The following is a 23,791-nucleotide window of genomic DNA, read 5'->3' as shown; positions in this document are numbered from 1 at the left end:
TCCAACACCTGCCCTCAGGCCGTTGGCATGCCTGGCGCAGTCGTGTCGTGCGGGCAGATGTCGGACAACCCTTAACCGAAGCGGACGAACACGAAGGACGGCTTCGCAGCGATTGCCGTCGTCGGGCTCGCAGCCACCAATGTATGCATTGAGGCTGCAACCTGACACCCGGGTTCGTGGACCCCGCGGCCGGTCTCAACGCTAAAGCTCCGTCTGAAGCCACTCCGCGCCTTGGACGAGCCCTTGCCAGGACTGCTCGCGGTCTTGCGGGGCATCCCCCTTAGCGATGAGGAAACAGAGACAAGACCAACCCTTACGGTGTGGAGGTCATGTGGCGCGATGCCCAAATTCGAACACCAATCGAATTGGTAGGAACGATGGTGTAAAAAATAAAAAAGCGCCCCGAAAGGCGCTTGTTTATTGACTTACTGGAGGAGAGGGAGGGATTCGAACCCTCGGTACTATCGCTAGTACGCCTGATTTCGAGTCAGGTACATTCGACCACTCTGCCACCTCTCCGGTGCTGTCGAGCCTCAGATTATAGCCAGAAAAATCTGACTTTTGACGCCCTGCGCTTCAACCGCGCAAAACTTCGAGGCCGCCGAGGTACGGACGCAACGCCGCCGGCACGTTGATCGAGCCGTCTTCGTTCTGGTGGTTCTCCAGCACGGCGACCAGCGCGCGGCCCACGGCCAGGCCGGAGCCGTTGAGGGTGTGCACCAGCTCGTTCTTGCCCTGGGCGTTCTTGAAACGGGCCTGCAGGCGGCGCGCCTGGAAGGCTTCGCAGTTCGACACCGAGCTGATCTCGCGGTACGTGTTCTGCGCGGGCAGCCACACCTCGAGGTCGTAGGTCTTGGTGGAACCGAAACCCATGTCGCCAGTGCACAGCAGCACCACGCGGTACGGCAGCTCCAGCGCCTGCAACACGGCTTCGGCGTGACCGGTCATCTGCTCCAGCGCGTCGTAGCTCTTCTCGGGGTGCACGATCTGCACCATCTCGACCTTGTCGAACTGGTGCTGGCGGATCATGCCGCGCGTGTCGCGCCCGGCGCTGCCGGCTTCGGAACGGAAGCACGGCGTGTGGGCCGTGAGCTTGATGGGCAGCTGCGCCTCGGGCACGACCTCGTCGCGCACGAAGTTGGTCAGCGGCACTTCGCTGGTCGGGATGAGGTACAGCGCCGAATGGTCGGGCGCGGGCTCGCCGTCCTGGCCGCCCTTCTTCGCGGCGAACAGGTCGCCTTCGAACTTGGGCAGCTGGCCGGTGCCGCTGAGCGTGGCGGCGTTGACCACGTAGGGCACGTAGCACTCGGTGTAGCCGTGCTGTTCGGTCTGCAGGTCGACCATGAACTGGGCCAGCGCGCGGTGCAGGCGGGCGATCGGGCCCTTCATGACGGTGAAGCGCGAACCCGAGAGCTTGGCGCCCATCTCGAAATCGAGCCCCAGCGGGGCGCCGAGGTCGACGTGGTCCTTGGGCGCGAAGGCCAGCGGCGTGGCGTTGGCGCCGGCGCCGCCCTGGGGCGCCCAGCGGCGCATCTCGACGTTGCCGGCTTCGTCTTCACCGAGCGGCACGCTGGCGTGCGGCAGGTTGGGCACGGCCAGCAGCAGCGCGTGCAGCTCGGGCTGGATCTCTTCGAGGCGCTTGGATTGCGACTCCTGCTCGGCCTTGAGCGCGTTGACCTCGGCCATGAGCGCGTCGACCGACTCGCCCTTGGCCTTGAGCGGGCCGATCTGCTTGTTCAGCGTGTTGCGGCGCGCCTGGATTTCCTCGGTGCGGGTCTGCAGCGTCTTGCGCTCGGCCTCGAGCGCGGTGAACGCCGAGACGTCGAGGTAGGGCTGGTTCTTCTTGCGTTTTTCGAGGCCGGCCACAGCGGAGGCCAGGTCTTTGCGGAGCAGGGTGATGTCGAGCATGGGGAGATTTTAGGTGGGCGCCCAGCCCGCGCCCGCCCTCCCCGCTCGCACGCCTGCGGCGACTCAGGCGACCGTGGCCGGATCGACGTTCGCCCCGCAGATGATCAGGCACACCTTCTCTCCCTCGCGCGGCACGTAGGCGCCGGTCTGCAGCGCCGCCAGCGGCAGCGCGGCGGCCGGTTCCACGGCGAGCTTCAACTCCTTCCAGAGCCACTGCTGGGCGGCGCGGATGGCGTCGTCGGACAGCAGCAGCGCGTCGCGCACCTGCTGCTGCGTGATCTCCCAGGCGATGGCGCCGATGCGGCGCGCGCCGAGCGAATCGGCCGCGATGCCGCCGACGTCCACGTCGACCGGCTCGCCGGCCTCGCGGGCGCGGAACAGCGTCGGGGCCTTTTCGGGCTCGAGCGCCACCACGCGGGCGCGCTGCTCGAACCAGCCGGCCAGGCCGCCGATCAGGCCGCCGCCGCCCACGCTCACCAGCACGGCGTCGGGCAGGCCGCCCTGTGCCTCGATCTCGCGGCCGAGCGTGCCGGCGCCGGCCACCACTTCGGGCTGGTCGTAGGCATGGGTGAGCAAGGCACCCGTTTCCTTCTGGCGTGCCAGGCAGGCGGCCAGCGCGTCGGGGTACAGCTCGCCGACCACGACCACTTCGGCGCCCAGCGCCCGCAGGCGTGCGCGCTTGGCTTCGGGCGACACGCCCGGCAGGAACACCTGGCAGGGCACGCCCAGCGCCTTGGCGGCGGCCGCCGTGGCAATGCCGGCGTTGCCGCCCGAGGCCACGATCACGCCCGCGGCGGGGATGTCGTTGGCCAGCAGGCGGTTCATCATGCCGCGGGCCTTGAAGCTGCCGCTGACCTGCATGTGCTCCAGCTTGAGCCAGACTTCGGCGCCGGGCGCGGCCACGCCCAGGGCGGCGGCCGGCAGCTTCCACAGTGGCGTTTCACGCAGGAAATGGCCGGCGCGTTCGCCCAGCCTGCGGGAGGCGCTCTCGATGTCGGAGCGCCAATCGGTGTTTGTCATGATGTTCAGGAGATGTGCCCAGGGGGCGGGATGTCGTCGAGCTTGAGGCCCTTGGGAAGCGGGAACTTGATGGTTTCCTCGATGCCGTCCATCTTGCGCACCGACACGGCGCCGAAGGCGCGCACGCGCTCGATCACCTCGTGCACCAGCACCTCGGGCGCCGAGGCGCCGGCGGTGAGGCCGATGCGCGACTTGCCCTCGAACCATTCGGGCTTGAGCTCGTCGGCCGAATCGACCATGTAGCTCTCGGTGCCCAGGCGCTGCGCCAGCTCGCGCAGGCGGTTGCTGTTGGAGCTGGTGGGGCTGCCGACCACGATCACGAGGTCGACCTGCGGGCTCATGATCTTCACCGCGTCCTGGCGGTTCTGGGTGGCGTAGCAGATGTCCTGCTGCTTGGGCTCGCGCACGTTCGGAAAGCGCGCACGCACGGCGGCGGCGATCTCGGCCGCGTCGTCCACGCTGAGCGTGGTCTGCGTGACGACGGCGAGCTTCTCGGTCTGCAGGGGCGACGCATTGGCCACGTCGGCCACGTCTTCCACGAGGTGGATGCCGCTCGACAGCTGCCCCATCGTGCCTTCGACCTCGGGGTGGCCCTTGTGGCCGATCATGATGAATTCGTAGCCCTCTTTCGCGAGCTTGGCCACCTCGACGTGCACCTTGGTCACGAGCGGGCAGGTGGCGTCGAAGATCGAGAAGCCGCGGTCGCGCGCCTCCTGCTCCACGGCCTTGCTCACGCCGTGCGCGCTGAACACCAGCGTGGAGCCGGGCGGCACGTCGGAGAGCTCTTCGATGAAGATCGCGCCCTTGGCCTTGAGCTCGTTCACCACGTAGGTGTTGTGCACGATCTCGTGGCGCACGTAGATCGGTGCGCCGAACTTGGCGAGGGCGCGCTCGACGATCTCGATGGCGCGGTCCACGCCGGCGCAGAAGCCGCGCGGCTCGGCCAACAGGACTTCTTCGATGTTCGGGTTCATAGCACGCCGATCAGCTTCACTTCGAAGGTGACGGGCTGGCCTGCCAAGGGGTGGTTGAAATCGAAGCGCACGCCGGTCTCGTTCGACTCGACGACCGCGCCCGCGTAGCTGCCCGAGCCGTCGGGCGTGGGGAACTGCACCACGTCGCCGACGGCGTACTGCTCGTCGGGGTCGCCCATCTGGGCCAGCAGCTTGCGCGCCACCCATTGCTGCATGTCCGGGTTGCGTTCGCCGAAGGCCTCGCCGGCGGGCAGCTCGAAGGTGGCGTGCGCGCCCTCTTCCATGCCCATCAGGCGCTGCTCCATGGCCGGCGAGAGCTCGCCGGTGCCCAGCGACAGCGTGGCGGGCTTGTCGGCGAAGGTGTTGATGATGTCGCCCGCCGGACCGGCCAGCCGGTAGTGCAGGGTCAGGAAGGAGCCGGAAGTCACAACTTGGGACATGGGTGCAGCGAAGGTGGGCAAAGACGAGGGAGGTGTCCCGATAAACTGGCCCTCATTTTAAGGATCGGGGCAACACCTCGCCCCGGCCCAGGTTTCAGCAGGGTTTCATGGCATTCAAGGATCTCCCTCTCGACGCCCGGCCGCGCGAAAAGCTCATCGCGCGGGGCGCCGCCGCGCTGGCCGACGCCGAGCTGCTGGCGCTGCTGCTGCGCACCGGCGTGGCCGGCAAGAACGTGCTCCAGCTGGCCCAGCAGCTGCTCGAACGTTTCGGCGGGCTGTCGGGGCTGCTGCACACCGCGCCCGATGACCTCAAGGCGGTCAAGGGCATGGGCGGCAGCGCCAAGCGCTCCGAACTCACGGCCGTGCTCGAACTGGCGCGCCGCGCCATGGGCGAGCGCCTGAAGGAGCGCACGGTGTTCGACTCACCCGAGGCGGTCAAGCAGTACCTGCAGATGCACATCGGCTCGCGCCCGCACGAGGTGTTCGCGGTGCTGTTCCTCGACGTGCAGCACCGCCTGCTCACGCTCGAGGAGCTGTTTCGCGGCACGCTCACGCAGACCAGCGTCTACCCGCGCGAGGTCGTCACCCGCGCCCTGCACCACCAGGCCGCGGCCGTGGTGCTGGCCCACAACCACCCCAGCGGCAGCATCGAGCCCTCGCGCGCCGACGAATCGCTCACGCAGACCCTGCGCGCCGCGCTGGCGCTGGTCGACGTGCGCGTGCTCGACCACGTCATCGTGAGCCCGGGCCAGAGCTTCTCGATGGCGGAACGGGGGCTGCTCTGATGGCGTCGTCTTCTTCGCGTCCCCCGGCCCTGAAGAACCTGGCCGACCTCAAGCAGGTGCAGCGCGTGCTCGCCGAAACCCGCGAGCGCGAGGCCGCCGAGGCTGCCGCGCGCGCCGCGGCCGAGCGCAAGCGTGCCGCCGAGAAAGACCTGTTCACGCGCGCCATTGGCGCCACCGAACCGCTGCGCCGCAAGGCCGCGGTGGCGCTCGCACCCGAGCCGCCCGCGCCCATTCCGTTCCAGCACCAGCTCGACGAGCAGCGCGTGCTGCGCGAGTCGCTGTCCGACGAGTTCGACGTGACCACGCTGCTCGACGTCGACGACGCCATGAGCTTTCGCCGCCCCGGCATCGGCACCGATATCACGGCGCGGCTGCGCAAGGGCGACTGGTCGATCCAGGGGCAGGTCGACCTGCACGGCCTGCGCAGCGACGAGGCGCGCGAGGCGCTCGGCGGCTTCATCCGCAACGCCCACAAGCAGGGGCTGCGCTGCGTGCGCGTGGTGCACGGCAAGGGCCTGGGCTCGCCCGGCAAGCAGCCGGTGCTCAAGACCAAGACGCAGCGCTGGCTGATCCAGAAGAACGAGGTGATCGCCTTCGTGCAGGCCAAGCCGGCCGAAGGCGGGGCCGGGGCGCTGGTGGTGCTGCTGGCGCCCGTGCGGCGCTGACACGGCGCCGCACGGGCCCTGCCCTTACTTGCTCAGATCGACCTTGTAGACCGAGCGGCCCTTGCCGCTTTCATCGTCCGCCTTCAGCAGCGAGATGTTCGTCAACCCCGCGTCCGTGGCCGCGCTCAATTGCCCCGGGCCCGACGTGATCGTCACGTTGCCCGCCGTCGTCACCTTGGTGAAGCGCCAGCTGCGCGCCGCGCCGTCGGCCGCGCGCGTGATGGTCTTCTTCGCCTTGATGTACGCAATCAGCACGTCGCGGTTCGCATCGGGCGAGGCGTAGATCGTCGCGCGCCCGTCCAGCGCCGGGATGAAGCTCGCACCGCTGGTCGCGCGGTAGTTGTTCGTGGCAATGACGAACTCCTTCGCCGGGTCGATGGGCGCGCCCAGGTACATGAGGTTCTTGATGCGGCTGCCCACGGCCTGCGTCACGTCGATCTCGTACTGCATGTCGGGCGTGGTGAACATGTCGAAGTTGTAGCCCGGGAAGGTGCTGATCAGCGGCTGGTCGGTCGTGAGCGCCGGGTCGATCCTGTTGAAGCGCTTGGCCGCGGCCTCGAGCCAGCCCTTGATCTCGGCGCCCGTCACCTTCACCGCGTACACCGTGTTCGGGTACAGGTACAGGTCGGCCGCGCTGAAGATCGCGAGGTTGCCCACGGCCACGTCGGTGTAGTCGCGCCCGCCTTCGAAGCCCGACTTGAAGGGCGCGCTCACCGACAGCACCGGCAGGCCCGCGTACTGCGGCAGGCTGGCCTGGATGTAGGTCTTCACGTAGTCGGCCTGGGCCTGGTTCACGATCTGGATCGCGCCCGGGTCGCCCACGTCGGCGAAGAAGGTGTTCATGCGGAAGTCGGTGCTGCCGATGGGCGTCTTCACGTAGTCGATCGCGGCCTGGTGCTGGGTGTCGACCAGCGGCGCCACGCTCGGGTCGGCGTCGACGTACACGGCCTTGCCCGCGCCGTCCTTGCCGGTCTGCGTGGAGCGTGCCTCGACCAGCGTCTTGCTCTTGTCCACGCCCCAGGCCTTGCCGTCCCACACGAGCTCGAGCTTCACGAGGCCCAGCGCCTTGCCCCACGAACTGGGCATCACGGCCGGCACGCCGTTGACAGTGCCGGCGGCGTTGTCCACGCCGGGCTGCGTGTAGCCGGGCTTGGCGCCGCGGTCGGGGAACAGGCCGTGCTGGTGGCCCATCATCAGCACGTCGATGCCGGGCACCTTCGACAGGTACAGGCCCGGGCTTTCCATGGTCGGCGAGTACGGCGAGGCGTCGAGGCCGCCGTGCTGCAGCGCGACCACGATGTCGGCGCCCTTCTCGCGCAGCTCAGGCACGTAGCGCTTGGCCGCCTCGACCGCGCCTTCGGTGCGCAGCTTGCCTTCGAGAAAGCGCTTGTCCCAGTTCATGATGCCGGGCGTGGTGAAGCCGATCACGCCGACCTTCACCGGCACCGTCAGGCTCTTGCCGTCCGGCGCAGTGGCGGTGAACTGCTTGGTGACGATGGTGTAGGGCGCCACGAGCGGCTTGCCGCTCTTGAGGCTGTGCACGTTGGCCACCACCATCGGGAAGCTGGGGCCCGCGCACTTCTTGCTGCCGTCCACGCCCTCGACATCGAGGCCGCCGCCGAGCACCTGGTTGAGAAAGTCCAGGCCGTAGTTGAACTCGTGGTTGCCCAGCGTGCCGGCGTCGTAGCCGGTGGCGTTCATCACCTTGTACATCGACAGCGGCTGCGTGCACGGGATGCGGCTGACCAGCGCTTCGTAGTCGGCCAGCGCGGTGCCCTGGATGGTGTCGCCGTTGTCGAACAGCATCGTGTTCGCGAACTCCTTGCGCGCGGCGTTGATGAGCGTGGCGGTGCGCTCGTAGCCGTACGACTTGTCTTCGGCGAGCTTGAAGTAGTCGTAGCTGCGCACGTTGAAGTGCAGGTCGGTCGTTTCGAGCAGCGCGACCGTGGTGCGCGTGCCTGCGGCCACGGGCGCCGGGGCAGGTGCGGGCGCAGGGGGCGGAACGATCGGGGGGAACGTGGTGCCGCCTCCGTTGCCACCGCCACAGGCGGTGAGCACGGCGGCCAGGACGGCGGCACAGGTGGACATGGGGGCGAGGCGCGCCAGCGACGCGGCCACTGCGTTGTTCATCGAGAGGTCTCCCTGCGGATATGAGGAAGGCCAGTCTCCGAAAGCCGGGTGACAGACCGGTGAATCCGGGCCTGTCGTGCAGCGCCGTTGCGACAGCAGTTACGCCAGATGATTCTTTAGTGGTACCGCCGCATCCGCCACCGCCTCGGGCGCCGGGCTGCGACCCGCTTCGAGCAGCTTGCGGCTCATCATGTGATCGACCGGCGCGTTCACCGATTCGACGCACACGAGCTGGCCGTCGACGTAGTGGAACAGCGAGAACGCCTCGGGCTTCGGCCCCGCGCGGCGCACGCTCACCAGGCCCGGCGTGCCTTCGGCCGGCATGAGGCCCGCCATCTGCAGGCGCAGACCGCCCTGGTCGGACCAGAACCACGCGACCGCGTCGTGATCGCGCGCGGCGCCGGTCAGCGTGGCCACCGCCGTGCGCGCCTGGTCGTTCGCGTTCTGCACCGATTCGAGCCGCAGCGCACGGCCCGCGCGGCGGTCGGGGAAGCGCGTGCAATCGCCCACCGCGAGCACGTCGGCCGCGCTGGTCTGCATGTGGCCGTCGACCACGATGCCGTCGGCGCACTCGAGGCCCGCGGCCTGCGCGAGCGCGGTCTCGGGCACGGCACCGATGCCCAGCAGCAGCAGGTCGATCGGCTGCTTCACGCCGTTGACCTCGACCGACACGAGCCGGTCGCCCACGACCTCGAAGGCGCCGGTCTGTGCGCCCAGCACGATGTCGATGCCGGCCGCGCGGTGCGTGGCCAGCACGTGCGCCGACAGCTCGGGCGACACGGCGCGGCCCAAAAGGCGCGGCGCGCATTCGATCACCTGCACGCGCTTGCCCAGTGCCTGTGCGGTGGCCGCCACTTCGAGGCCGATGAAGCCGCCGCCCAGCACCGTGACCTGCTGCGCATCCGCCAGCCGCGTGCGCAGGCGATGCGCCTCGTCGGCAGCGCGCAGGCTCGCGACGTTCTCCAGGCCGGCCTGCAGGCCAGGCATCTGGCGTGCGCGCGTGCCGGTGGCCAGCACCAGGCGCTCCCACGGCAGCACCGCGCCCGAGCGCAGCGTGACGGTGTGCGCCTCGCGGTCGATGGCCACGGCCGCGTCGCCCAGGTGCAGCGTGATGCCCGCTTCGCGGTACCAGTCGGCGGCCTTGTGCGGCTGCGTGGTTTCTTCGGCGCTCTTGAGGAAGGCCTTCGACAGCGGCGGGCGGTGATACGGCTCGCAGGCCTCTTCGCAGACCAGGTGCACGCGCGCGCCCTGCCCGGCTTCCGCCAGGCCCGCGCAGAGCTGGGCCGCGGCGTGGCCGCCGCCGATGATGACGATGGAATTCATGGAGAACAGTCTTTCGGGAATCGTTGTCGGGTCACTCGCCGCGATTGCGCATCCAGTCGGCGGTTTTGAAGAAAGAGTCGCGCAGGCGTGCGCGCAAGTCTTCTGGCACGCCGGTCTCGCCCATCGCCTGGTCCATGCAGGCCAGCCACTGGTCGCGCTCCTTGATGCCGATGCTGTGGCCGCCGATGGCCTGCGGCAGGTGCCGCGCGCGCAGCATGGGGTGGCCGAAGCGGTCGGTGTAGTGGGCGGGGCCGCCGAGCCAGCCGCACAGGAACCAGAACAGGCGCTGGCGCGCGTTGTCCAGGTCGGTGCCGTGCACGGCGCGCAGTTGCGCGTAGGCCGGCTCGAGGTCCATCAGGTCGTAGAAGCGCTCGACCAGCGCCTCCACCTTCGGCTCGCCGCCGATCCACTCGAAGGGCGTGCCGGCGGGCGGTTTGTCTTGAATCTGCATGAAAGCGAGTATCCCTTCGGGGGCACTCTAGAGTTGGATCAGATCGGGAATGCCCACATCGGTGCTCACGTCGGCCGTGTAGTCCACGCCCTCGACGGCGAAGCCGAACAGGCGCAGGAACTCGGTCTTGTAGCCCGCGAAATCGGTCAGCTCATTGAGGTTGGCGTCGGTGACCTGCGGCCAGAGCTCCTGCACGCGCGCCTGCACCTGCGGCGCCAGCTCCTTGTAGTCGGCGCGCAGGCGGCCTTCGTCGTCCAGGTGCGGCGTGGCGCCGTACAGGCTGTCGGCGTACAGGCCGTGCACCTGCTCGATGCAGCCTTCATGCGTGCCTTCGGCCTTCATCACCTTGAACAGCAGCGACAGGTACAGCGGCATCATCGGAATGGCCGAGCTGGCCTGCGTGACCACCGCCTTCAGCACCGACACGCGCGCGTCGCCGCCCTTGGCGGCCAGCTGCGCGCGGATGTCCAGCACCTTCTCGTCCAGATCCTTCTTGGCGGCGCCGATGGAACCGTTCCAGTAGATGTCGTGGGTGATCTGCTCGCCCAGGTAGGTGAAGGCCGTGGTCTTGGCGCCGTCGGCCAGCACGCCGGCCTGCTGCAGCGCGTCGATCCACATCTGCCAGTCTTCGCCGCCCATGACGGCCACGGTGTTGTCGATCTCTTCCTGCGTGGCGGGCTCGAGCACCGATTCCTTCACGGTCCCGCTGTCGGTGTCCAGGCCGCGCAGCGTCACGGCCTTGCCGATGGGCTTGAGCACGGAGTTGAAGACCTGGCCGGTCTTGGGGTGCGTGCGGCGCGGCGCGGCCAGGCTGTAGACCACGAGGTCGACCTGGCCGAGGTCGGCGCGGATGGTCTCGATGGCCTGCTGCTTCACCGCGTCGGAAAAGCCGTCGCCGTTGATCGTCTTGGCGTAGCGCCCCTCGGCCGTGGCGGCGCGGTGGAAGGCGGCGGTGTTGTACCAGCCGGGCGAGCCGGGCTTGGTCGCGCTGCCCGCGCGTTCGAAGCACACGCCCAGCGTGTCGGCGCCGCTGCCGAAGGCCGCGGTGATGCGCGCGGCCAGGCCGTAGCCGGTGGACGCGCCGATCACCAGCACGCGCTTGGGGCCGCCCGCGATGGGGGGCCTGGTTTTGACGTACTCGATCTGTTGCCGGACATTGGCTTCGCAGCCCACGGGGTGGGTGGTGACGCAGATGAAGCCGCGCACGCGGGGTTGGATGATCATGAAAAGCTCGCTCGGTAAGACATTCGGGGGACGGCGGCGGGGCACGTCGCGGCGTCGCGAATTTAACCCAGCCGGCAACAGGCCGATTCATCAGCCCCATATGCATATGTCGATTGACGATTTAATAATCTTGGGTTTTATTGATATGGTTCCGGCCTGAATTTCACTCTGGAGAGAGGACGATCCCCACCATGCGCCACACCCTGCTTGCCGCGGCCCTTGCCGCTTCCGCCCTCCTGACCGGCGTTGCCGCCCATGCGGACCAGCTCGCCGACATCAAGAAGAAGGGCGAACTCGTGGTCGGCGTGCTCGGCACCGACGAGCCCGCCACCTTCATCGATCCGAAGACGCGCCAGATCGTCGGCTACGAGGTCGACCTGGTGAACGCCATCGCCAAGAAGATCGGCGTGAAGCCGGTGCTCAAGCAGATCGCCGTGGCCGCGCGCATTCCCGAGCTGCAGCAGGGCCACGTGGACCTGGTGGCCGCCGGCCTCACGCACAACAAGGAGCGCGAGGCGCAGATCGACTTCTCGCTCACCACCTTCGTCACCGGCCAGAAGGCCATCGTGAAGAAGACCAGCGGCATCACCGAGGTGCCGCAGCTCGGCGGCAAGAAGGTGCTGACCATCCGCGGCGGCACGCAGGAGCCCAACATCCGCAAGGCCGTGCCCACCGCCGAGGTCGTGACCTTCGACACCAGCCAGCAGGCCTTCCAGGCGCTGCAGCAGGGCAAGGGCGTGGGCTACGTGGACGACGAGGCCGCGCTGCTGCGCAGCTACGCCAAGCTGGGCCCGCAGAAGGCGCAGTACGTGGTGCTCAAGCAGAACCTGAGCACCGAGTCTCTGGCCATCGGCATCAAGAAGGGCGAGAGCGGCCTGAAGACCGTGGTGGACGACACGCTGCGCGAGCTCGAGAAGTCGGGCGAAGCGCAGAAGATCTTCCTCAAGTGGTACGGCCCGAACACGGCCTCCGGCTTCCAGACGCGCGACTTCAAGCTCGAGACCGACAAGATCGACTGAGCCCGCGCGCTCGGCACACCAGGGGCGGGCCGCCATGCGACCCGCCCTTCGCTTTTGAGCGGCACGGCGCGCATGCGTACCATGTGCGCCCCGGCGCCTTTCGCCGTGCCTCCCGTTTCCCATGCCCCTGTTCGACTATTCGCTGCTGCTGACCGGCCAGTACCACGACATGCTGGTCGCGGGCCTGTGGCTGTCGCTGCAGCTGCTCGCGGTCTCGCTCGTCTTCGCGCTGCCGCTGGCGCTGGTGGTGGCGCTGCTGCGGCTCTCGCCGCTCGCACCGCTGCGCTGGCTCGGCTTTGCGTACGTGGAATCGATCCGCAACATCCCGCTGCTGGCCCACATGCTGTTCTGGTATTTCGGCGCGCCCGAGCTGCTGCCCGAAGGCCTCAAGACCTGGCTCTACGCAGGCCACATCGAGGCCTACAGCGCGATCGTGGCGCTGTCGCTGTACACGGCGGCCTTCATGGCGGAGGACATCCGCAGCGGCATCCGTTCGATCCCGGCCGTGCAGTTCGAGGCCGGCCGGGCGCTGGGCTTCAGCTTCCTGGCCACCATGCGTCGCGTGGTGCTGCCGCAAGCATTGCGCGTGACCGTGCCGCCGCTCATCTCGCAGACGCTGAGCCTGTGGAAGAACACCTCGATCGCCACGGTGATCGGCGTGGCCGAGCTGATGTACCAGGCCGGGCAGGTCGAGAGCGCGACCTTCCGCAGCTTCGAGTCGTTCGCGTTCGCGAGTGCGGCGTACCTGACGGTATCGCTGGCCATCACCGGTCTGGCGACCTGGTACCACCACCGCTTCCCGGTGCGGACCATCTGAGGCGTTGATGAAATGCTAGAGATCATCCACGACTACTGGGTCTATTTCCTCATCGGCCAGTACCCGAACGGCCCGCTCGGCGGCCTGGTGCTCACGCTGCTGCTGGCCTCGTGCGGGCTGGTGCTGGCGCTGCCGCTGGGCATCGTGCTCGGCCTGGCGCGCGTGAGCCCGTGGCGCTGCGTGCGCTGGCCCGTCACGGCGCTGGTGTTCGTGGTGCGCGGCCTGCCGCTGCTGATGGTGATCTTCTGGGCCTACTTCTTCCTGCCCAGCGTCACGGGCGTGAAGACCGACCAGTTCACCACCATGCTGATCGCGCTCGTGATCTTCGATGCCGCCTACCTCGCCGAGATCGTGCGCGCCGGCATCCAGGGGCTGCCGCGCGGGCAGATGGAAACCGCGCGCGCGCTCGGCCTGAGCTACTTCGGCGCGATGCGCCTCGTGGTGCTGCCGCAGGCGCTGCGCAGCATGCTGCCCTCGCTGGTGAACCAGTTCGTTTCGACCATCAAGGAGACCTCGCTGGGCTACATCATCGGACTGGCCGAGGTGTCGTTCATCGCCACGCAGATCAACACGCAGGTGTTCACCAAGCCGGCGCAGATCTACCTGATCCTGGGCCTGACCTACTTCATCCTGTGCTTCGGCCTCTCGCGCTTCGCCTACTGGCTGGAGCGCCGGCTCGCGCGCCGCGGCCTTCCCGCCGCGACCCTCAAGGTGCCCGCATGATCGAACTCGAAAAAGTCAACAAGTGGTACGGCAGCTACCACGCGCTGGTCGACGTGACCGAAACCATCCACAAGGGCGAGGTGGTCGTGGTGTGCGGGCCCTCGGGCTCGGGCAAGTCGACGCTGATCCGCACCTTCAACCGGCTGGAGCCGATCCAGTCGGGCCGCATCACGCTCGACGGGCAGGACATCCACGCGCCCGGCCTGGACGTGAACGCGTTCCGCTCGCGCATCGGCTTCGTGTTCCAGCAGTTCAACCTGTTCCCGCACCTGAGCGTGCTGCAGAACTGCACCATGGCGCCGATGCAGCTGCACGGCCTGTCGCGCAAGGAAGCCGACGCGCGCGCGATGGCGCTGCTGGAGCGCGTGGGCCTCGCGAACAAGGCCAACGCGTGGCCCGGCGAGCTGTCGGGCGGCCAGCAGCAGCGCGTGGCCATTGCGCGCGCGCTCGCCATGAAGCCGCCGCTGATGCTGTTCGACGAGCCCACCAGCGCGCTCGACCCCGAGATGGTCGGCGAGGTGCTGCTGGTGATGCGCGACCTCACGCGCGACGGCATGACCATGGTGTGCGTGACGCACGAGATGGGCTTCGCGCGCGAGGTGGCCGACCGCGTGCTCTTCATGGACCAGGGCCAGGTGCTCGAACGCGCCACGCCCGACGATTTCTTCAACCGCCCGCAGCACCCGCGTGCGCAGCAGTTCCTGTCCGACATCCGTTCGCCTTTTTCGAGAGACGCATGACCGACTCCTCCCTCCCCCTCATCGACGTCGCGCCGCTCGTGGCCGGCACGCCCGAACGCGAACGCGTGGCGGCGCAGATCGGCGACGCCTGCCGCGCGCACGGCTTCTTCTACGTCACGGGCCACGGTGTCGACGCTGCACTGATCCAGCGGCTCGAAGACCTGAGCCACCGCTTCTTCGACCTGCCCGAGGAAACCAAGATGCAATGGCGCATGGCCCTGGGCGGCCGGGCCTGGCGCGGCTTCTTTCCGCGCGGCGGCGAGCTGACCTCGGGCCGGCCCGACTGGAAGGAAGGCCTGTACCTGGGCACCGAGCTGCCCGCCGACCACCCGCTGGTGCTGGCGAAGACGCCGGTGCACGGGCCGAACCTCTTTCCCGACGTGCCGGATTTTCGCGAGACCATCCTCGCGTACATGGACGCCATCACGCAGCTGGGCCATCGGCTCATGGAAGGCATCGCACTGAGCCTCGGCCTGCCCGCTTCCTATTTCGCCGAACGCTACACGGCCGACCCGCTGATCCTGTTCCGCCTCTTCAACTACCCGACGCAGGCCGTGCCCGAGGGGCTGGACGTGCAATGGGGCGTGGGCGAGCACACCGACTACGGCCTGCTCACGATCCTGCACCAGGACACCGTGGGCGGCCTCGCGGTGCACACGCCGGGCGGCTGGATCGATGCACCGCCGGTGCCCGGCGCCTTCGTCTGCAACATCGGCGACATGCTCGACCGCATGACCGGCGGGCTCTACAAGTCGACCCCGCACCGCGTGAAGCGCAACACCTCGGGCCGCGACCGGTTGTCGTTCCCGCTGTTCTTCGACCCGAACTTCGAGGCCCGCGTGCAGCGCATCGAAGGCCTGGCCGGCGCCGACGCACTGGACGACAGTGCCGAGCGCTGGGACCGCGCCAACGTGCATGCCTTCAGCGGCCGCTACGGCGACTACCTGCTGGCCAAGGTGTCGAAGGTGTTCCCGCAGTTGCGCGACGAGGTGCTCTGAACTGAACGCGCGCCCTGACCTCGTCAGGGAAACCAGCGCGGCACGTGCGGCATCGCGTCGTGCAGCGAATCGAGCACATGAAAGGCCTGCGCGACGATCGCCTCGGGCGGGTGCTTGAGGTCGGGCACCACCACCACGCGCATGCCGGCGGCCAGCGCGGCCTTGGCGCCGTTCTCGCTGTCCTCGAAGGCGACGCATTCCGCAGGGTCCACGCCCAGGCGCTCGGCCGCGAGGCGGTACAGCGCCGGGTCGGGCTTGGCGCGCGCCACCTCGTCGCCGCCCGCGAAGGCCTCGAAGTGGTGGAGCACGTCGAGGCTGCCCAGGCAGGCCGCGATCTGGCCGCGCGTGGACGACGAGGCTACCGCGCAGCGCGTGCCGCGACCACGCAAGGCGGTGAGCAACTCGGCCGCGCCGGGCTTGATGGGAAAGAGCGGCCGGGCGTCGCCGTCGGCGCGTTCCAGCTGCAGCGCGGCGGTCACCTGCGTCGCCGCGTGCTGGTAGGCGGCGGGGCCACCGAGCAGCGCCGCGAGGATCTGCTTCGATTCGCTCATGGCCAGCCCCACGCATTGCAGGTACTGGGCGTGCGAAAGCTCGACATCGAGCGTGCGGGCCGCAGCGATCCAGGCGGCCATGATGGGGCGCTCCGAATCGATCAGCAGCCCATCCATGTCAAAAATGGCGGCGGTGAACATCGAGGCGAATCCTAAGCGAGCGACGCGGCGGCCATGAAAAAAGGGGCCATCGGCCCCTTCGTTCGAGAAACGCTGCCGGTCAGTCCCGCGCCAGCGCCCGGTTCAGCCCCAGCGCCGCCAGCGTGCCGAGCGCGCCCGACAGCAGGTAGATGCTCACGAAGGCCAGGCCGAAGTGGGCCGACAGACCCAGGGCGACCAGCGGGGCAAAGGCCGCGCCGATGAGCCAGGCCAGGTCGGCCGTGAGGGCCGCGCCCACGTAGCGGTACTTGGGCGCGAAGTTGGAGGTCACGGCGCCGGCCGCCTGACCGTACGACAGGCCCAGCAGCGCAAAGCCCAGCACGATGAAGATGTCCTGGCCGATGCGCCCGCCGTCGAGCAGCGTGGGTGCGAAGCCGCTGAACACGGCGATCATGGCGGCCAGGCCGCCGAGCGTGAAGCGACGGCCGATGCGGTCGGCGATCAGGCCCGAGGCCACGATGCCGCTGGCGCCGAACACCGCGCCGACCATCTGCACGATCAGGAACTCGGTGATCGACTGGTCGGAGTACAGCGAAATCCACGACAGCGGGAACACCGTGATCAGGTGGAACAGCGCGTAGCTGGCCAGCGCGGCGAATGCGCCGATCAGCAGGTTGGCGCCCTGCGAGCGGGTCAGCTCGACCACGCTGGTGGGCTGCAGCTCGCGCTCTTCGAGCAGGCGCGCGTACTCGTCGGTGGCCACCAGGCGCAGGCGCGCGAACAGCGCCACCACGTTGATGGCGAAGGCCACGTAGAAGGTGTAGCGCCAGCCCCAGTCGAGGAAGTCGGCCAGCGGCAGGCTGGAATACAGGTACGCGAACAGCGCGCTGGCCAGGAAGAAGCCCAGCGGTGCGCCCAGCTGGCCCAGCATGGCGTACCAGCCGCGCTTGTTGGGCGGTGCGTTCAGCGCCAGCAGCGACGGCAGGCCGTCCCACGAGCCGCCCAGCGCCAGGCCCTGGGCAAAGCGGAAGATCGACAGCAGCACGATGGCCGTGAAGCCGATGCTCGCGTAGCCCGGCAGGAAAGCGATGCCGGCGGTGGAGGTGCCCAGCAGGAACAGCGCGATCGTCAGCTTGGTCTCGCGCCCGAAGCGCCGCTGGATCGCCATCGAGATCACGGTGCCGAAGGGGCGCGCGATGAAGGCGAACGAGAAGATCACGAAGGCCCAGAGCACGCCTTCCAGGCGCTGCTCGAAGGGGAAGAACACCGCCGGGAACACCAGCACCGAGGCGATGCCGTAGACGAAGAAGTCGAAATACTCGGAGGCGCGGCCGATGACCACGCCGACCGCGATCTCGCCCGGGGCGATGTGCGAATGGTCGGCGTCTGCGGCGCGGGCGCCGCCTTCGGTCGGGTGCGACACAGGCTGGGCGCCTGGTGGACTGATGCTGGACGTCGTCATCTTGCTAGCTGGCTGGCTGTAATTCGGGTGTCATGCCGGGGCACGACACAGGGGAAATTCTGGACACCCTGTAGCGTCTCACCGAATTGCGTTTACCGCCATAGGACAAAACGTCCAATAGGCGGAATCCCTTGGGCGGCGTAGATTGCAGGGTCATTTTTGCGCGGCCTTCGCACTTTCCTCTCCCGGCATGCACATCCTCAAGACCCTTCGCCGAGCACTTCTGCTGCTTTCCGCCATTTTCCTGGCGGGCTGCAACACGGTGCTGTTGAACCCCTCCGGCGACATCGCCAACCAGCAGGGACGCCTGATCGTCGTCTCCACGGTGCTGATGCTGATCATCATCATTCCGGTGATCGCCCTGACCATCTTCTTTGCCTGGCGCTATCGCCAGTCGAACAAGGAGGCCACCTACAGCCCCGACTGGGACCACTCCACACAGCTCGAGCTGGCGATCTGGGCCGCGCCGCTCCTGATCATCATTGCACTGGGCGCGATCACCTGGATCAGCACCCACACGCTGGACCCGTACCGCCCGCTGAGCCGCCTGGACGCGCAGCGCCCCATTCCCGCCGAAACCAAGCCGCTGGTGGTCGAGGTGGTGGCGCTGGACTGGAAGTGGCTCTTCATCTACCCCGAGCAGGGCATTGCCACGGTGAACGAGCTGGCCGCCCCGGTGGACCGCCCGATCAGCTTCAAGATCACGGCCTCGTCGGTCATGAACTCCTTCTTCATCCCCGCGCTGGCCGGCCAGATCTATGCCATGCCGGGCATGGAGACCAAGCTGCATGCGGTGATCAACAAGCCGGGTGAGTTCGACGGCTTCTCCGCCAACTACAGCGGCGCGGGCTTCTCGGGCATGCGCTTCAAGTTCCACGGCCTGAGCCATGACGGCTTCGACCAGTGGGTGGCCAAGGTCAAGACCGGCAAAGAGGGCGAACTGACCCGCGAGCAATACAAGAAGCTCGAAGTGCCGAGCGAGCGCGAGCCCGTGCGCCACTACGCCGCGGTCGACCCGGCCCTGTACGACGCCATCCTGAACCTGTGCGTCGACCGCAACAAGATGTGCATGAAGGAAATGATGGCCATCGACGCCGACGGCGGCCTGGGCAAGCCCGGCGCCTTCAACGTCGCCACCAAGCAGGCCTGGCAGGCCGACTCCCTCGACACGCCCAAGCGCAAGTACGTCACCGCGATGTGCACCACCGAAGACTAAGATGTTGCAGAACCTAGACCTGACGAAGCTCGTCTTCGGCCGCCTCTCCTGGGAGGCGATTCCCCTTCACGAGCCGATCCTGCTCGTGACCTTCGCGGCCGTGATCCTGGGCGGCCTGGCGCTGCTGGGCGCCGTGACCTACTTCAAGCTGTGGGGCACCTTGTGGCGCGACTGGATCACCAGCATCGACCACAAGAAGATCGGCATCATGTACATCATCCTGGGCCTGGTGATGCTGCTGCGCGGCTTTGCCGACGCGCTCATGATGCGGGCCCAGCAGGCCGTCGCCTTCGGCGACAACGCGGGCTTTTTGCCGCCGCACCATTACGACCAGATCTTCACCGCCCACGGCGTGATCATGATCTTCTTCGTGGCGATGCCGCTGGTCACGGGCCTCATGAACTTCGTGGTGCCGCTGCAGATCGGCGCGCGCGACGTGGCCTTCCCGTTCCTGAACAACTTCAGCTTCTGGATGACCACCTTCGGCGCCGGCCTCGTGATGGCGTCGCTGTTCGTGGGCGAGTTCGCCAAGACCGGCTGGCTGGCGTACCCGCCGCTGTCGGGCATCCTGTTCAGCCCTGACGTGGGGGTGGACTACTACATCTGGTCCTTGCAGATCGCGGGGGTCGGAACGCTGCTCTCGGGCGTGAACCTGCTGGCCACCATCGTGAAGATGCGCGCGCCCGGCATGACCATGATGAAGATGCCCGTCTTCACCTGGACCGCCCTGTGCACCAACGTGCTGATCGTGGCCGCCTTCCCGGTGCTCACGGCCGTGCTGGCCCTGCTGTCGCTCGACCGTTACGTCGGCACCAACTTCTTCACGAACGACATGGGCGGCAACGCCATGATGTACGTGAACCTGATCTGGATCTGGGGCCACCCCGAGGTGTACATCCTGATCCTGCCGGCCTTCGGCATCTTCTCGGAAGTGGTCTCCACCTTCTCGGGCAAGCGCCTGTTCGGCTACGCCTCGATGGTGTACGCCACGGTCGTGATCACGATCCTGTCGTACCTCGTGTGGCTGCACCACTTCTTCACCATGGGCTCCGGCGCCAGCGTGAACTCGTTCTTCGGCATCACGACGATGATCATCTCGATCCCCACGGGGGCGAAGATCTTCAACTGGCTGTTCACCATGTACCGCGGCCGCATCCGTTTCGAGCTGCCCATGATGTGGACCATCGGCTTCATGATCACCTTCGTGATCGGCGGCATGACCGGCGTGCTGCTGGCCGTGCCCCCGGCCGACTTCGTGCTGCACAACAGCCTGTTCCTCATTGCCCACTTCCACAACGTGATCATCGGCGGCGTGCTGTTCGGCATGCTGGCGGGCATCACCTACTGGTTCCCGAAGGCCTTCGGCTACAAGCTCGATCCGTTCTGGGGCAAGTGCTCGTTCTGGTTCTGGATCGTCGGCTTCTGGATGGCCTTCATGCCGCTGTACATCCTGGGCCTGATGGGCGTCACGCGCCGCATGAGCCACTTCCAGGACATGTCGCTGCAGATCTGGTTCCAGGTCGCCGCCTTCGGCGCGGTGCTGATCGCCCTGGGCATCGCCTCGTTCCTGATCCAGCTGGTGGTGAGCTTCATCCGCCGCGAGTCGCTGCGCGACACCACGGGCGACCCGTGGAACGGCCGCACGCTGGAGTGGTCGACCTCGTCGCCGCCGCCGGCCTACAACTTCGCGTTCACGCCGCGCGTGCATGACAACGACGCCTGGACCGACATGAAGGCCCGCGGCTACCAGCGTCCGCTGGACGGCTTCAGCCCGGTGCACATGCCCAAGAACACGGCCGCCGGCTTCATCATCGCGGCGCTGAGCGCGGTGTGCGGCTTCGCCCTGATCTGGCAGATGTGGCTCGTGGCCGGCATCGGCTTCGTGGCCATGCTGGTCGCGATCATCGCCCACACCTTCAACTACAAGCGCGACTACTACATCCCCGCGGAAGAAGTCGTTCGCACCGAAGAAGCACGCACGCGCCTGCTGGCCACCGCCCATGTCTGATACCACCGCCCTCCCCTCCCGGAACGCGAACGCACCGGCGTTCGACCTGTTCCACGTCCGCAACGAGGACCACCACCCCGAGAACGGCACGCTGCTGGGCTTCTGGCTCTACCTGATGAGCGACTGCCTCATCTTCGCCTGCCTGTTCGCGGTGTACGGCGTGCTGGGCCGCAGCTACGCGGCTGGCCCCTCCGGCGCCGACCTGTTCGACCTGCCGCTGGTGGCGATGAACACCTCACTGCTGCTGCTGTCGTCGATCACCTACGGCTTCGCGATGCTCGAGATGCAGCGCAAGCGCATGGGCGGCGTGCTGCTGTGGCTGGGCATCACGGGCCTCCTGGGCCTGGGCTTCATCGGCCTGGAGCTGTACGAGTTCGCGCACCTGCTGCACGAAGGCGCCGGCCCGCAGCGCAGCGCCTTCCTGTCGTCGTTCTTCGCGCTGGTGGGCACGCACGGCCTGCACGTGAGCTTCGGCATCATCTGGCTGGTCGTGCTGATGGTCCAGCTGCCCAAGCACGGCTTCACCGCCGCCAACCGCCGCCGCCTGATGTGCCTGTCGATGTTCTGGCACTTCCTGGACGTCGTGTGGATCGGCGTCTTCACCTTTGTCTACCTCATGGGATCGATGGCATGAGCGCCCCCGCACACACCGCCACCGCCGCACACGGCCACGGCGCACACGACAGCCACGGTCACGGCGACCACCACGACGACGGCCCCGTGAGCCACAGTACCTTCAAGGGCTACATGACCGGCTTCGTGCTGGCCGTGATCCTGACCGCGATCCCGTTCTGGCTCGTGATGGGCAAGGTGATCGCCAACCCGAGCACCACCGCCCTCGTCATCCTCGGCTTCGCCGTGGTGCAGATCGTGGTCCACATGGTGTACTTCCTGCACATGGACGCCAAGTCCGAAGGCGGCTGGAACATGCTGGCGCTGATCTTCACGCTGGTGCTCGTGGTCATCACGCTGGCCGGCTCGCTGTGGGTCATGTATCACATGAACACCAACATGATGCCGGCCATGGTCCACGACATGAAGAACATGCCCTGATGGCCCCGGCCGCCCGCCCGCGCTCCGTTGTCACGCGTGCGGCGCTGGCGGTCTGCGCCCTCCTGGCCTTTGCCGGCTTTCTTGCGCTCGGCACCTGGCAGGTCGAGCGCAGGGCCTGGAAGCTCGATCTCATCGCCCGCGTCGACCAGCGCGTGCACGCCCCGGCCACCGACGCGCCGGCGCGACCCGAATGGCCCACGGTCAACGCGGCCAACGACGAATACCGGCACGTGCGCCTTCGCGGCACGTTCCTCCATGACAAGGAAGCGCTGGTGCAGGCCAGCACCCGGCTCGGCGCCGGCTTCTGGGTGCTGACCCCGCTGCGCACCACCGACGGCAGCGTCGTGCTCGTCAACCGCGGCTTCGTGCCGCCTGAAGCGCGTGAACGCGCGGCGCGCACTGCCCCCGAGCCCCAGGGCGACACCACCGTGGCCGGCCTGCTGCGCCTGACCGAACCCAAGGGCGGCTTCCTGCGCACGAACGACCCCGCGGCCGAACGCTGGTTCTCGCGCGACGTGCAGGCCATTGCCGCCGCGCGCGGCCTGGCCGACGTGGCGCCGTACTTCGTCGATGCCGAGGCGGGGCCCGCGCCCGCACAGGCCGCGCCCACGTGGCCGGCGGGCGGCCTGACGGTCATCGCCTTCCCCAACAGCCACCTCGTCTACGCCCTCACCTGGTACGGGCTGGCGCTGATGGTGCTCGGCGCCTACGGGTTCGTGTGGCGCGACGACCGGCGCCGACGGGCATCGCAAGACGGTAGCGGCGAAAATGCACCGCATGCCGACGCCGCACGCCCCGACCCCGCCGATGCCCGCCGCGACTGACAAGCTCGTCGCGGTCGCCGGCGAGCTGCACGCCCCGCGCGCGGGCGTGGCGAGCCTGGACAACGCCATCGGCCACCAGAACATGCAGCAGCTGATCCAGCTGCGCTGGTTCGCCGTGGTCGGGCAGGTGGCCACCATCCTCGTGGTGCACTACGGCTTCGGCATCCGCCTGCCGCTGAACCACATGCTGCAGGTGCTCACCTGCCTGGCGCTGTTCAACATGGTGAGCCTGTTGCGCCTGCGCATCCATGGCCGCGTGACCAACGAAGAGCTGTTCGTCGCGCTGCTGGTCGACGTGGCCACGCTCACGGCCCAGCTGTACCTCAGCGGCGGCGCCACCAACCCCTTCGTCTTTCTGTACCTGCTGCAGGTGATCCTGGGCGCGGTGCTGCTCAAGGCCTGGTCGACCTGGACCATCGTGGTCATCACCGGCCTGTGCTTCGCGGGCCTGGCGCTGTTCTCGCGCCCGCTGCCCTTGCCGCTGGACCACGACCGCGGCCTGTGGAGCCCCTACGTGCAGGGCATGCTGGTGTGCTTCGCGCTCAATGCGGCGCTGCTGGTGGTCTTCATCACCCGCATCAGCCGCAACCTGCGCGTGCGCGACGCGCGGCTGGCCGACCTGCGCCAGCGCGCCTCCGAAGAAGAACACATCGTGCGCATGGGCCTGCTGGCCTCGGGCGCGGCGCACGAGCTGGGCACGCCGCTGGCCACGCTGGCCGTGATCCTGGGCGACTGGCGCCGGCTGCCGCACTTCAGCTCCGACCCCGAGCTGCTGCAGGAAGTGGCCGAGATGGAAGTGCAGATCCAGCGCTGCAAGAGCATCGTGAGCGGCATCCTGCTGTCGGCCGGCGAGACGCGCGGCGAGTCGTCCGAAGAGACCACCGTGCGCACCTTCCTGGACGACCTCGTCGAAGAATGGCGCACCACGCGCCCGGTCGAGGAGTTCGACTACGAGAACCTGTTCGGGCAGGACCTGCCCATGGTGTCCGACTCGGCGATCAAGCAGATGGTGTGCAACGTGCTGGACAACGCGCTCGAGGCCTCGCCGCACTGGCTGCGCCTGGAAGCCACGCACGACGCCGACGCGCTCACCATCACCGTCACCGACGCGGGCCCCGGCTTCATGCCGGCCATCCTCGCGGAGTTCGGCAAGCCCTACCAGTCGAGCAAGGGACGTCCCGGCGGCGGGCTGGGCCTGTTCCTGGTCGTGAACGTGGCGCGCACCCTGGGCGGGCGCGTCGCCGTGCGCAACCGCCCCGAGGGCGGCGCCATCGTGACCATCACGCTGCCGCTGGCGGCGATCGTGCTCGAAGAGGACGACGAAGCAGCCGCCCCCCTCGCGGACAACGCCGCCCCCCAAG

Annotated in this window: 23 protein-coding genes and 1 tRNA gene; 13 read left to right on the top strand and 11 right to left on the bottom strand. The window is 68.0% G+C overall.

The genetic code is table 11. From position 1 onward, the window contains the following. Nucleotides 1-429: 429 nt before the first annotated feature. The 5 genes from AC07Y4_RS28575 to AC07Y4_RS28555 form a co-directional block, all read right to left on the bottom strand. A tRNA-Ser gene (locus AC07Y4_RS28575) sits at nucleotides 430-519 on the bottom strand. A 57-nt stretch (nucleotides 520-576) separates the two neighbouring features. Further along, nucleotides 577-1,908, bottom strand: a complete 1,332-nt coding sequence (gene serS, locus AC07Y4_RS28570; protein ID WP_062469134.1) for a serine--tRNA ligase — start codon at nucleotides 1,906-1,908, stop codon at nucleotides 577-579. Nucleotides 1,909-1,971: 63 nt separating this feature from the next. Then, the gene (locus tag AC07Y4_RS28565; RefSeq protein WP_095743997.1) at nucleotides 1,972-2,928 is read right to left on the bottom strand and encodes a threonine/serine dehydratase; all 957 of its coding nucleotides are present in this window, start codon (nucleotides 2,926-2,928) and stop codon (nucleotides 1,972-1,974) included. A 5-nt stretch (nucleotides 2,929-2,933) separates the two neighbouring features. Next, nucleotides 2,934-3,902 (bottom strand): 4-hydroxy-3-methylbut-2-enyl diphosphate reductase, encoded by a 969-nt coding sequence (gene ispH / locus AC07Y4_RS28560; protein ID WP_095743996.1) that lies wholly within the window; start codon nucleotides 3,900-3,902, stop codon nucleotides 2,934-2,936. Further along, entirely contained in the window at nucleotides 3,899-4,342 is a 444-nt protein-coding gene (locus tag AC07Y4_RS28555) for an FKBP-type peptidyl-prolyl cis-trans isomerase (RefSeq protein WP_062469447.1), read from the bottom strand. The genes ispH and AC07Y4_RS28555 overlap by 4 nt, the downstream gene beginning before the upstream one ends. A gap of 107 nt (nucleotides 4,343-4,449) precedes the next feature. On the opposite strand from AC07Y4_RS28555, the gene radC reads away from it, so the two are divergent. Beyond that, complete coding sequence (gene radC / locus AC07Y4_RS28550; protein WP_062469128.1) at nucleotides 4,450-5,127, top strand: RadC family protein; 678 nt, start codon at nucleotides 4,450-4,452, stop codon at nucleotides 5,125-5,127. Continuing rightward, nucleotides 5,127-5,792 (top strand): Smr/MutS family protein, encoded by a 666-nt coding sequence (locus tag AC07Y4_RS28545; protein WP_062469125.1) that lies wholly within the window; start codon nucleotides 5,127-5,129, stop codon nucleotides 5,790-5,792. The genes radC and AC07Y4_RS28545 overlap by 1 nt, the downstream gene beginning before the upstream one ends. A 24-nt stretch (nucleotides 5,793-5,816) precedes the next feature. Here AC07Y4_RS28545 and AC07Y4_RS28540 read toward each other — a convergent pair whose 3' ends face one another. From AC07Y4_RS28540 to fabV, 4 genes are all read right to left on the bottom strand, one after another. Beyond that, nucleotides 5,817-7,880 carry a bifunctional 2',3'-cyclic-nucleotide 2'-phosphodiesterase/3'-nucleotidase gene (locus tag AC07Y4_RS28540; protein WP_495275465.1) on the bottom strand — a complete coding sequence of 688 codons (2,064 nt, stop codon included), beginning with the start codon at nucleotides 7,878-7,880 and terminating at the stop codon, nucleotides 5,817-5,819. A gap of 141 nt (nucleotides 7,881-8,021) precedes the next feature. After that, nucleotides 8,022-9,245, bottom strand: a complete 1,224-nt coding sequence (locus AC07Y4_RS28535) for an NAD(P)/FAD-dependent oxidoreductase (protein ID WP_492741812.1) — start codon at nucleotides 9,243-9,245, stop codon at nucleotides 8,022-8,024. Between the two features lie 31 nt (nucleotides 9,246-9,276). Further along, nucleotides 9,277-9,696, bottom strand: coding sequence for a group II truncated hemoglobin (locus AC07Y4_RS28530; RefSeq protein ID WP_159274896.1), 420 nt, complete (start codon nucleotides 9,694-9,696; stop codon nucleotides 9,277-9,279). A 27-nt stretch (nucleotides 9,697-9,723) separates the two neighbouring features. Beyond that, a complete protein-coding gene (gene fabV, locus AC07Y4_RS28525) occupies nucleotides 9,724-10,920 on the bottom strand; it encodes an enoyl-ACP reductase FabV (protein ID WP_495275464.1) in 1,197 nt (398 codons plus the stop codon). A gap of 191 nt (nucleotides 10,921-11,111) precedes the next feature. Here fabV and AC07Y4_RS28520 point away from each other — a divergent pair, with 191 nt between their 5' ends. The 5 genes from AC07Y4_RS28520 (at nucleotide 11,112) to AC07Y4_RS28500 (ending at nucleotide 15,217) form a co-directional block, all read left to right on the top strand. After that, entirely contained in the window at nucleotides 11,112-11,939 is an 828-nt protein-coding gene (locus AC07Y4_RS28520) for an ABC transporter substrate-binding protein (RefSeq protein ID WP_062469113.1), read from the top strand. Nucleotides 11,940-12,060: 121 nt separating this feature from the next. Then, nucleotides 12,061-12,756 (top strand): amino acid ABC transporter permease, encoded by a 696-nt coding sequence (locus AC07Y4_RS28515; RefSeq protein ID WP_495275463.1) that lies wholly within the window; start codon nucleotides 12,061-12,063, stop codon nucleotides 12,754-12,756. Between the two features lie 12 nt (nucleotides 12,757-12,768). Beyond that, nucleotides 12,769-13,479 (top strand): amino acid ABC transporter permease, encoded by a 711-nt coding sequence (locus AC07Y4_RS28510; RefSeq protein ID WP_095946444.1) that lies wholly within the window; start codon nucleotides 12,769-12,771, stop codon nucleotides 13,477-13,479. After that, on the top strand, nucleotides 13,476-14,219 hold the full coding sequence (locus tag AC07Y4_RS28505) for an amino acid ABC transporter ATP-binding protein (RefSeq protein ID WP_099792091.1): 744 nt from the start codon (nucleotides 13,476-13,478) through the stop codon (nucleotides 14,217-14,219). Before AC07Y4_RS28510 ends, AC07Y4_RS28505 begins: the two co-directional genes overlap by 4 nt. Then, nucleotides 14,216-15,217: an isopenicillin N synthase family dioxygenase gene (locus AC07Y4_RS28500; RefSeq protein WP_495275462.1), complete on the top strand. Its 1,002-nt coding sequence runs from the start codon at nucleotides 14,216-14,218 to the stop codon at nucleotides 15,215-15,217. Before AC07Y4_RS28505 ends, AC07Y4_RS28500 begins: the two co-directional genes overlap by 4 nt. Before the next feature lie 23 nt (nucleotides 15,218-15,240). Here AC07Y4_RS28500 and AC07Y4_RS28495 read toward each other — a convergent pair whose 3' ends face one another. Together AC07Y4_RS28495 and AC07Y4_RS28490 are read right to left on the bottom strand one after the other, a co-directional pair. Beyond that, nucleotides 15,241-15,909 (bottom strand): HAD family hydrolase, encoded by a 669-nt coding sequence (locus AC07Y4_RS28495; RefSeq protein WP_495275461.1) that lies wholly within the window; start codon nucleotides 15,907-15,909, stop codon nucleotides 15,241-15,243. Nucleotides 15,910-15,988: 79 nt separating this feature from the next. Next, entirely contained in the window at nucleotides 15,989-17,329 is a 1,341-nt protein-coding gene (locus AC07Y4_RS28490) for an MFS transporter (RefSeq protein ID WP_495275460.1), read from the bottom strand. A 190-nt stretch (nucleotides 17,330-17,519) separates the two neighbouring features. On the opposite strand from AC07Y4_RS28490, the gene cyoA reads away from it, so the two are divergent. From cyoA to AC07Y4_RS28460, 6 genes are all read left to right on the top strand, one after another. After that, nucleotides 17,520-18,545, top strand: coding sequence for a ubiquinol oxidase subunit II (gene cyoA, locus AC07Y4_RS28485; RefSeq protein ID WP_062469097.1), 1,026 nt, complete (start codon nucleotides 17,520-17,522; stop codon nucleotides 18,543-18,545). A gap of 1 nt (nucleotide 18,546) precedes the next feature. Beyond that, nucleotides 18,547-20,553 (top strand): cytochrome o ubiquinol oxidase subunit I, encoded by a 2,007-nt coding sequence (gene cyoB / locus AC07Y4_RS28480; protein WP_354343092.1) that lies wholly within the window; start codon nucleotides 18,547-18,549, stop codon nucleotides 20,551-20,553. Continuing rightward, nucleotides 20,546-21,187 carry a cytochrome o ubiquinol oxidase subunit III gene (gene cyoC, locus AC07Y4_RS28475; protein WP_062469091.1) on the top strand — a complete coding sequence of 214 codons (642 nt, stop codon included), beginning with the start codon at nucleotides 20,546-20,548 and terminating at the stop codon, nucleotides 21,185-21,187. Before cyoB ends, cyoC begins: the two co-directional genes overlap by 8 nt. After that, nucleotides 21,184-21,606, top strand: coding sequence for a cytochrome o ubiquinol oxidase subunit IV (gene cyoD, locus AC07Y4_RS28470; RefSeq protein ID WP_062469089.1), 423 nt, complete (start codon nucleotides 21,184-21,186; stop codon nucleotides 21,604-21,606). Before cyoC ends, cyoD begins: the two co-directional genes overlap by 4 nt. Continuing rightward, nucleotides 21,606-22,430, top strand: a complete 825-nt coding sequence (locus AC07Y4_RS28465) for an SURF1 family protein (RefSeq protein ID WP_492694149.1) — start codon at nucleotides 21,606-21,608, stop codon at nucleotides 22,428-22,430. The genes cyoD and AC07Y4_RS28465 overlap by 1 nt, the downstream gene beginning before the upstream one ends. Beyond that, nucleotides 22,414-23,791: ATP-binding protein (locus tag AC07Y4_RS28460; RefSeq protein WP_495275459.1), on the top strand; the 1,378-nt coding region annotated here is incomplete at its 3' end. The genes AC07Y4_RS28465 and AC07Y4_RS28460, both read left to right, overlap by 17 nt.

This window comes from Variovorax sp. GW460-12-1-14-LB1, assembly GCF_059423605.1.
This window is presented reverse-complemented; position numbering and strand designations above follow the sequence as displayed.